An 8,245-nucleotide genomic window follows, 5' to 3' on the forward strand; every position below is an offset into this window, starting at 1 on the left:
GTCCTACTGCGGCAAAACGGCGGCGAAGCCCGGTACATGGGCCTGGATCGCGTTAAGCAGTTCTTCCTTGCTGAAAGGCTTGGTCAAAAACTGGTCGGAGCCGACGATGCGCCCCTTGGCCTTGTCGAACAACCCGTCCTTGGACGACAACATGATCACTGGCGTGGACTTGAACGCACTGTTGTTCTTGATTAAAGCGCAGGTCTGATAGCCATCCAGACGCGGCATCATGATGTCGACAAAGATGATGCCGGGATGATGATCGGCAATCTTCGCCAGCGCATCGAAACCATCGATGGCCGTAATGACTTCACAACCCACATTCTTCAACAGCGTTTCGGCGGTGCGACGAATCGTCTTCGAATCGTCGATCACCATGACCTTCAAGGCGCTGGAATGCTGGCCCATAAATGCTCTACCGTCGCCTTTGCGAATCAAATTGTCCGTTTTCCGGTTACCGGCGGCTTGAAACCCTTGATACTCAAGGGCCAGCACGACATGGCAGCCTTTTTAGCACAGTCTCCAAATGCAATCTATCGGGCGTCCTTTGAAGTGGTTTTTCCTTGACCGGGAACACACTCAGCGCCACTCTGACGCCACTTTTATACGGTCCTTTGGATTGATCTTTTGTGGGAGCGAGCCTGCTCGCGATGGTCGTCAACGATGACGCGTGCCAGCAGGATAAGCGCGGTGTCCTGAAGTCCATCGCGAGCAGGCTCGCTCCTACAGGGGACTTACATAGGCCTCCCCCACTTCAGAGGAAAAACCCATGAGCGTTCGCGTCGGGATTGTCATGGATCCCATTGCCAGCATCTCCTATAAAAAGGATAGCTCGCTGGCCATGCTGCTGGCCGCACAGAAGCGCGGCTGGGAACTGTTCTATATGGAACAGCGCGACTTGTATCAAGGCGAAGGTGAAGCCCGGGCGCGGATGCGGCCGCTGAAAGTTTTCGCCAACCCGGAAAAATGGTTCGAGCTGGAAGACGAGACCGACGCGCTGCTGAGCGATCTGGACGTGATCCTGATGCGCAAGGATCCGCCGTTCGACATGGAGTTCGTCTACTCCACTTATCTGCTCGAGCAAGCCGAGCGCGCGGGCGTGCTGGTGGTCAACAAGCCGCAGAGCCTGCGTGACTGCAATGAAAAACTGTTCGCCACATTGTTCCCGCAATGCACGCCGCCGACCGTGGTCAGCCGCCGCGCCGACGTGCTGCGTGAGTTCGCCGCCAAACATGGCGATGTGATCCTCAAGCCGCTGGACGGCATGGGCGGCACCTCGATTTTCCGTCACCGCGCAGGTGACCCGAACCTGTCGGTGATCCTGGAAACCCTGACCGCGCTGGGCACCCAGCAGATCATGGGCCAGGCGTACCTGCCGGCGATCAAGGACGGCGACAAACGCATCCTGATGATCGACGGCGAGCCGGTAGATTATTGCCTGGCGCGGATTCCGGCGGCCGGCGAAACCCGCGGCAACCTCGCCGCCGGTGGTCGTGGCGAAGCCCGTCCGTTGAGCGACAAGGATCGCTGGATCGCTGCCCAGGTCGGCCCGACCCTGCGCGAGAAAGGCCTGCTGTTCGTGGGTCTGGACGTGATCGGCGAGCACCTGACGGAAATCAACGTCACCAGCCCGACCTGCATTCGCGAGATTGATAACGCGTTCGGCACCGACATCGGCGGCCTGTTGATGGATGCCATCGATCAGAAGCTCAAGGCCCGTTGATATAGAACACCCAAGATGAAACCAACATTGCGCTATCATGCGCGGCCTCTGAAAAACGCGATGTTGGTTTTCTTGTCATGACACTTCCGTCCGATCTGCCCGCTGAACTCGCCCATCGTGGCGTGCGCCCGGCCGATCGCCTCGGATTTACCCTGTTTCTCGCGGCGTTGATTCACCTGGCCTTGCTGTTGGGCGTCGGCTTTACGATGGTCGAGCCCAAGCAAATCAGCAAAACCCTGGAAATCACCCTCGCCACCTTCAAAAGCGAAAAGAAACCGGCGAAGGCCGACTTTCTCGCGCAGGAAAATCAGGAAGGCAGCGGCACCCTGGATAAAAAGGCGATTCCCAAGACCACCGAGGTCGCGCCGTTCCAGGACAACAAGGTGCAAAAAGTCACGCCACCACCAGCCGCCAAGCCTGAAGTCCAGGAAGCAGCGCCCAAGGCTGCCGTGACCACCGTCGCGCCGAAGCCGAAGAAAGCCGCGGCCAAGACCGAAGAGCCCAAACCTGCCACCAAACCCGCCATCGCCGCGCCGACGTTCGACAGTGAACAGCTGTCCAGCGACATCGCCAGCCTCGAAGCGGAACTGGCCAACGAACAACAGCTGTACGCCAAGCGCCCGCGCATCCACCGCCTGAGCGCGGCCTCGACCATGCGCGACAAAGGCGCCTGGTATAAGGATGAGTGGCGCAAAAAGGTCGAGCGCATCGGTAACCTCAATTATCCGGATGAAGCGCGGCGTAAACAGATTTACGGCAATTTGCGCTTGATGGTCTCGATCAACCGCGACGGCTCGCTCTTTGAAGTCTTGGTACTGGAGTCGTCCGGGCAACCGCTGCTGGATCAGGCAGCGCAGCGAATTGTGCGGCTGGCTGCGCCGTTTTCGCCGTTTACCGGGGATTTGTCGGACATCGACCGACTGGAAATCATCCGCACCTGGAAATTTGCGCGCGGGGATCGCCTCTCCAGCAACTGACCGAAGGATTGCGGTTGTTTTGACCGACGCCTTCGCGGGCAAGCCTCGCTCCTACAGGTTTGCGGAACATGCAAAACCTGTAGGAGCGAGGCTTGCCCGCGAAGAGGCCCTCAAGCAAACAGACATCAAAAAGACACCCACGCAGGCATTTCCTGTGCATCCCCAGCTTGTCAGTTCGCCCCTCCAACGCCACACTAGCGCTCATGAAGAACGTCAGCCCAAGCTACCTCAAGCATCACTTCCTGATCGCCATGCCTCACATGGCCGACCCGAACTTTGCCCACACCTTGACCTACATCGTCGAGCACACGGCCAATGGTGCCATGGGGCTGGTGGTCAACCGTCCGCAAGACCTGAACCTGGCCGATATCCTCGAGCAATTGCGCCCCAATATCGAGCCACCGCTGCTCTGCCAGCATGTGCCGATCTTCATCGGCGGCCCGGTGCAGACCGATCGCGGTTTTGTCCTGCACCCGTCGGGCAAGCAATTTCAGGCGACCGTTGATCTGGAAGGTGACCTCTCGTTGTCTACCTCCCAGGACGTATTGTTCGCCATCGCCGATGGCGTCGGTCCGGCAAAAAGCCTGATCGCCCTCGGTTACGCAGGCTGGGAAGCCGGGCAGCTTGAGGCCGAACTGGCGCAGAACGCCTGGCTGACCTGCCCGTTCGATGCCGACATCCTGTTCAACACCAGCAGCGAACTGCGCCTCGAAGCAGCGGCCAAGCACCTGGGCGTCAACCTCAGCCTGCTCACCAGCCAGGCAGGACACGCCTGATGGCCCTGCGGCTGATTCTGGGTTTCGACTACGGCACCAAACAGATCGGCGTGGCAGTCGGCCAGGTGATTACCGGCCAGGCCCGCGAGCTGTGCACCTTGAAGGCACAAAACGGCGTGCCCGACTGGAATCAGGTCGAAGCGCTGATCAAAGAGTGGAAACCCGATGCCGTGGTGGTCGGCCTGCCGTTGAATATGGATGGCACGCCCAGCGACATGTGCCTGCGCGCCGAGAAGTTCGCCCGCCGACTCAACGGCCGCTACAACCTGCCCTTCTATACCCACGATGAACGCCTGACCACGTTTGAAGCCAAGGGCGAACGACGTGATCGCGGCGGGCAAAAGGGCAGTTACCGCGACAACCCGGTCGACGCCATCGCCGCCGCCCTGCTGCTGCAAGGCTGGCTCGATGAAAACAGCGCACTGTTCGAATCCTGAAGAGCCGTAACAAGCGACTCTCTATAGCGACAACCCGAGCCACCGCCAGCAGCACCCGGCCCGGGCCCAAGAAGGAGCAACCATGAGCCTGCCCAATCCCGCCGAACTGATCAGCCAGATGGCGATCCGTCTCAAGGCACATCTGGAACACCGTGGCATCAGCGAACCGCGCTACATCGGTATTCGTACCGGCGGCGTCTGGGTTGCCCAGGCGTTGCTCGAAGAACTGGGCAGCGACGCGCCGCTCGGCACACTGGACGTGTCTTTCTACCGTGACGATTTCAGCCAGAACGGCCTGCACCCGCAGGTGCGCCCTTCGGCGCTGCCGTTCGAGATCGAAGGCCAGGACCTGGTGCTGATCGACGACGTACTCATGAGCGGCCGCACCATCCGCGCCGCGATGAACGAACTCTTCGACTACGGCCGCCCGGCCAGCGTGACGCTGGTGTGCCTGCTGGACCTGGACGCCGGCGAACTGCCGATCCGCCCGAACGTGGTCGGCGCGACTTTGTCGCTGGCCGCCCACGAGCGCGTGAAGCTGTCCGGCCCGGAACTCAAGCTCGAACTGCAAGACCTCGCCCTTTAATTCGCCCTATTGAGAGTCCCCCTCGCGATGACGCCTCTAGAAACCAAGCGCCCGCTGCAGCTCAATGATCAGGGCCAGCTGCGCCACTTCCTCTCGCTCGACGGTTTGCGCCGTGAGCTGCTGACGGAAATCCTCGACACCGCCGACTCGTTCCTCGAAGTCGGCGCCCGGGCAGTGAAGAAAGTCCCGTTGCTGCGCGGCAAGACCGTGTGCAACGTGTTCTTCGAGAACTCCACCCGCACCCGCACCACCTTCGAACTGGCGGCCCAGCGCTTGTCGGCGGACGTGATCACCCTCAACGTCTCGACATCGTCGGCGAGCAAGGGCGAAACCCTGCTCGACACCCTGCGCAACCTGGAAGCCATGGCCGCCGACATGTTCGTCGTGCGCCACGGTGATTCCGGCGCCGCGCACTTCATCGCCGAACACGTGTGCCCGCAAGTGGCGATCATCAACGGCGGCGACGGCCGTCACGCGCACCCGACCCAAGGCATGCTCGACATGCTGACGATCCGCCGGCACAAGGGCAGCTTCGAAAACCTTTCCGTGGCCATCGTCGGCGACATCCTGCACTCGCGGGTAGCGCGCTCGAACATGCTGGCGCTGAAAACCCTCGGCTGCCCGGACATCCGCGTGATCGCGCCGAAAACCCTGCTGCCGATCGGCATCGAGCAATACGGCGTGAAGGTCTACACCGACATGACCGAAGGCCTGAAAGACGTCGACGTGGTGATCATGTTGCGCCTGCAACGCGAACGCATGACTGGCGGCCTGCTGCCGAGCGAAGGCGAGTTCTACCGCCTGTTCGGCCTGACCACCGCGCGCCTGGCCGGGGCCAAACCGGACTGCATCGTCATGCACCCAGGGCCGATCAACCGGGGAGTCGAGATTGAGTCGGCGGTGGCCGATGGTCCGCATTCGGTGATTCTCAACCAGGTAACCTACGGCATCGCGATTCGTATGGCCGTGCTGTCCATGGCCATGAGCGGGCAGACTGCCCAGCGCCAATTCGAGCAGGAGAACGTTCAGTGAAGCTCAGCATTCTCGGCGCCCGCGTGATCGATCCAGTCAGCGGGCTGGATCAAGTGACTGATATCCACATCGAAGCCTGCAAGATCGTCGCCCTTGGCGCCGCACCCGCCGGTTTTGTTGCCGTCGATACCATCGACGCTCAAGGCCTGGTGGCCGCACCGGGGCTGGTTGACCTGAACGTCGCCCTGCGCGAGCCAGGTTACAGCCGCAAAGGTTCGATCGTCAGCGAAACCCGCGCCGCCGCTGCCGGTGGCGTGACCAGCCTGTGCTGCCCGCCGAAAACCAAACCGGTGCTGGACACCTCGGCCGTGGCCGAACTGATCCTCGACCGCGCCCGCGAGGCCGGCAATACCAAGGTGTTCCCGATTGGCGCCCTGAGCAAAGGCCTGGACGGCGAGCAACTGGCCGAGCTCGTGGCGTTGCGCGATGCCGGTTGCGTGGCCTTCGGCAACGGCCTGGAAAGCTTCCGCAACACCCGCACCCTGTGCCGGGCGCTGGAGTACGCGGCGACCTTTGACCTGACGGTGATTTTCAACTCGCAGGACCATGATCTGGCCGAAGGTGGCTTGGCGCATGAAGGTCCGACCGCCAGTTTCCTCGGCTTGCCGGGTATTCCGGAAACCGCAGAAACCGTAGCGCTGGCCCGTGATCTGTTGCTGGTCGAGCAAAGTGGCGTGCGTGCGCACTTCAGCCAGCTGACCAGCGCTCGCGGTGTAGCCCTGATTGCTCAGGCCCAGGCGCGTGGATTGCCGGTGACGGCTGATGTCGCCCTGTACCAGCTGATCCTGACCGATGAAGCGCTGATCGACTTCAGCAGCCTCTATCACGTCCAGCCGCCGCTGCGCACCCGCGCCGACCGCGATGGCTTGCGTGAGGCGGTGAAGTCCGGGGTGGTTTCGGCGATTTCCAGTCATCACCAGCCCCATGAACGGGACGCCAAACTGGCGCCGTTTGGTGCGACTGAGCCGGGAATAAGCAGCGTTGAACTGTTGCTGCCGCTGGCGATGACGCTGGTGGAAGACGGTTTGCTCGATCTGCCGACGTTGCTGGCACGCCTGAGTGCCGGGCCTGCGCAAGCCTTGCGCTTGCCGGCGGGGAAACTGGCGGTGGGTGGTGCGGCGGATATCGTGCTGTTCGATCCGGCGGCTTCGACCGTGGCCGGTGAAACCTGGCTGTCCAAGGGTGAGAACTGCCCGTTCATTGGGCATAGCTTGCCGGGTGTGGTGCGTTACACGCTGGTGGATGGGCGGATTAGCCACCAGGCTTAAGACCGCGTTGCCTGCATTCGCGAGCAAGCCCGCTCCCACAGTTGACCGAGTTCCCCCAAAGGAATGCGGTCGAATGTGGGAGCGGGCTTGCTCGCGAAGGCTTACTGAAAGGTGCCGCGATTCTGCGCGTTACGCACGGAAACCTGGTCATTCAGCGTCCAGAAGTCATACAAAACCCCCAGAAAGAACAACCCGCCCGTCACCAGGTACAGCAACCCGCTGATCCACTTCCCCTGATACATCCGGTGCACGCCGAACACGCCCAGAAACGTCAGCAGAATCCACGCAACGTTGTATTCGATAGGCCCGGCGGTGAAACGCAGGTCCGCTTCACGGTCCATGGCCGGGATCAGGAACACGTCGATCAGCCAGCCGATACCCAGTAAACCCAGGGTGAAAAACCAGATCGTCCCGGTCACCGGCTTACCGTAATAAAAGCGGTGAGCGCCGGTAAAACCGAAAATCCACAGCAGGTAACCGATCACTTTGCTGTGGGTATCTTGATGTGGAACGGGGTGTCGATAGGTGTTCATGAATGGCCTCGAATCACACGATAGATAAATATTCTTGAATTCTTTGTGACTTTTTTACAGGTGGCCGACGTATGGCAAATGCTACCGTGTCTCCCGTCAAACCCTTATAGCACCTGACTTCTGTCCGACAATTGCGTCTATTTGCCGCGTATTGGACTCCGTTGACCGCCAGGTTGAATCGACCAACGGCCTCGGAATGACAAAAAAAGCTGTTATAAAGTTTCGCGCTAACCAACACGAGCCTTGCCTAATGCGTCCATTTTTCAAGACATGGCTAACCATTTGCCTTTTGATGCCACTGGCCGCCCACGCCACCAATCGTGAGCAACGTCTTCCTAACGTTAATGGTTACACCCCAAAATCCCATGTTTCTGCTCCTTCGAGCAAAAACAAACAAACTGCCAAGCAACCGACCTCGCTGAGCAAAGCCAACAGCAAGCTTGTCCCGCCGATGGCGACCAAGGAAAGCAGCAATGTGCTGAGCCGTGCCGTCAACGTCCTCGGTACACCTTACCGTTGGGGCGGCAGCAGCCCAAGTAAAGGGTTCGATTGCAGCGGCCTGGTGAAATACGCGTTCAACGACGCCACGTTTGACCTGCCGCGCACTTCGAACGCCATGGCCAGCGGTCATGGCGAGAAAGTCGAACGCGGCGACCTGAAGCCGGGCGACCTGATTTTCTTCAACATCAAGAGCCGCCGGGTCAATCACGTTGCCATCTACCTGGGCAACGACCGCTTCATCCACGCACCACGCCGTGGCAAGTCGGTGACCATCGACACCTTGAAGAAACCGTACTGGGAAAGCCACTACGTGGTTGCCAAGCGGGTTCTGCCTAAAGAGAAGAACAGCTTGCAGGTTGTTCAGCGCTGATTCCAAATCCCGGGCCCAACCCGGGATTTTGCTTTGAACCTG

General features: G+C 60.4%; 11 protein-coding genes. 9 read left to right on the top strand and 2 right to left on the bottom strand.

What is annotated here, in order from left to right:
• Window positions 1–3 precede the first annotated feature (3 nt).
• Entirely contained in the window at window positions 4–408 is a 405-nt protein-coding gene (pilG, locus tag ACM6IO_RS30070; protein ID WP_008026200.1) for a twitching motility response regulator PilG, read from the bottom strand.
• On the opposite strand from pilG, the gene ACM6IO_RS30075 reads away from it, so the two are divergent.
• The 8 genes from ACM6IO_RS30075 to ACM6IO_RS30110 all read left to right on the top strand — a co-directional run bounded on the left by ACM6IO_RS30075 (window position 397) and on the right by ACM6IO_RS30110 (window position 6,799).
• On the top strand, window positions 397–567 hold the full coding sequence (locus ACM6IO_RS30075) for a hypothetical protein (RefSeq protein WP_157214348.1): 171 nt from the start codon (window positions 397–399) through the stop codon (window positions 565–567). The genes pilG and ACM6IO_RS30075 overlap by 12 nt on opposite strands.
• Before the next feature lie 202 nt (window positions 568–769).
• On the top strand, window positions 770–1,723 hold the full coding sequence (gene gshB, locus ACM6IO_RS30080) for a glutathione synthase (protein ID WP_008026199.1): 954 nt from the start codon (window positions 770–772) through the stop codon (window positions 1,721–1,723).
• A gap of 77 nt (window positions 1,724–1,800) precedes the next feature.
• The gene (locus ACM6IO_RS30085; RefSeq protein ID WP_008026197.1) at window positions 1,801–2,700 is read left to right on the top strand and encodes an energy transducer TonB; all 900 of its coding nucleotides are present in this window, start codon (window positions 1,801–1,803) and stop codon (window positions 2,698–2,700) included.
• 203 nt (window positions 2,701–2,903) lie between these two features.
• Entirely contained in the window at window positions 2,904–3,476 is a 573-nt protein-coding gene (locus ACM6IO_RS30090; RefSeq protein ID WP_032832312.1) for a YqgE/AlgH family protein, read from the top strand.
• The gene (ruvX, locus tag ACM6IO_RS30095) at window positions 3,476–3,913 is read left to right on the top strand and encodes a Holliday junction resolvase RuvX (protein ID WP_007945492.1); all 438 of its coding nucleotides are present in this window, start codon (window positions 3,476–3,478) and stop codon (window positions 3,911–3,913) included. The genes ACM6IO_RS30090 and ruvX overlap by 1 nt, the downstream gene beginning before the upstream one ends.
• A gap of 82 nt (window positions 3,914–3,995) precedes the next feature.
• On the top strand, window positions 3,996–4,499 hold the full coding sequence (gene pyrR / locus ACM6IO_RS30100) for a bifunctional pyr operon transcriptional regulator/uracil phosphoribosyltransferase PyrR (protein WP_008026190.1): 504 nt from the start codon (window positions 3,996–3,998) through the stop codon (window positions 4,497–4,499).
• 27 nt (window positions 4,500–4,526) lie between these two features.
• Window positions 4,527–5,531, top strand: coding sequence for an aspartate carbamoyltransferase catalytic subunit (locus ACM6IO_RS30105; protein WP_008026189.1), 1,005 nt, complete (start codon window positions 4,527–4,529; stop codon window positions 5,529–5,531).
• The gene (locus ACM6IO_RS30110) at window positions 5,528–6,799 is read left to right on the top strand and encodes a dihydroorotase (protein WP_008026186.1); all 1,272 of its coding nucleotides are present in this window, start codon (window positions 5,528–5,530) and stop codon (window positions 6,797–6,799) included. The genes ACM6IO_RS30105 and ACM6IO_RS30110 overlap by 4 nt, the downstream gene beginning before the upstream one ends.
• A 101-nt stretch (window positions 6,800–6,900) precedes the next feature.
• On the opposite strand, the gene ACM6IO_RS30115 is transcribed toward ACM6IO_RS30110, so the two are convergent.
• Window positions 6,901–7,332 (bottom strand): NINE protein, encoded by a 432-nt coding sequence (locus tag ACM6IO_RS30115; RefSeq protein WP_008026184.1) that lies wholly within the window; start codon window positions 7,330–7,332, stop codon window positions 6,901–6,903.
• A 250-nt stretch (window positions 7,333–7,582) separates the two neighbouring features.
• Between ACM6IO_RS30115 and ACM6IO_RS30120 the strand changes: the two genes are divergently transcribed.
• Complete coding sequence (locus ACM6IO_RS30120; protein WP_008026181.1) at window positions 7,583–8,203, top strand: C40 family peptidase; 621 nt, start codon at window positions 7,583–7,585, stop codon at window positions 8,201–8,203.
• Window positions 8,204–8,245 lie beyond the last annotated feature (42 nt).

It is taken from the genome of Pseudomonas sp. IT-P44 (assembly GCF_949768225.1).
In the GTDB taxonomy this organism is placed as follows: Bacteria; Pseudomonadota; Gammaproteobacteria; order Pseudomonadales; family Pseudomonadaceae; genus Aquipseudomonas; species Aquipseudomonas migulae.

What these genes read in the sequence shown, in the direction of transcription:
- ACM6IO_RS30075 (WP_157214348.1), top strand. Translation starts at nt 397, where the DNA reads ATGCTGGCCCATAAATGCTCTACCGTCGCCTTTGCGAATCAAATTGTC.
- pilG (WP_008026200.1), bottom strand. Translation starts at nt 408, where the DNA reads ATGGGCCAGCATTCCAGCGCCTTGAAGGTCATGGTGATCGACGATTCG.
- gshB (WP_008026199.1), top strand. Translation starts at nt 770, where the DNA reads ATGAGCGTTCGCGTCGGGATTGTCATGGATCCCATTGCCAGCATCTCC.
- ACM6IO_RS30085 (WP_008026197.1), top strand. Translation starts at nt 1,801, where the DNA reads ATGACACTTCCGTCCGATCTGCCCGCTGAACTCGCCCATCGTGGCGTG.
- ACM6IO_RS30090 (WP_032832312.1), top strand. Translation starts at nt 2,904, where the DNA reads ATGAAGAACGTCAGCCCAAGCTACCTCAAGCATCACTTCCTGATCGCC.
- ruvX (WP_007945492.1), top strand. Translation starts at nt 3,476, where the DNA reads ATGGCCCTGCGGCTGATTCTGGGTTTCGACTACGGCACCAAACAGATC.
- pyrR (WP_008026190.1), top strand. Translation starts at nt 3,996, where the DNA reads ATGAGCCTGCCCAATCCCGCCGAACTGATCAGCCAGATGGCGATCCGT.
- ACM6IO_RS30105 (WP_008026189.1), top strand. Translation starts at nt 4,527, where the DNA reads ATGACGCCTCTAGAAACCAAGCGCCCGCTGCAGCTCAATGATCAGGGC.
- ACM6IO_RS30115 (WP_008026184.1), bottom strand. Translation starts at nt 7,332, where the DNA reads ATGAACACCTATCGACACCCCGTTCCACATCAAGATACCCACAGCAAA.
- ACM6IO_RS30120 (WP_008026181.1), top strand. Translation starts at nt 7,583, where the DNA reads ATGCGTCCATTTTTCAAGACATGGCTAACCATTTGCCTTTTGATGCCA.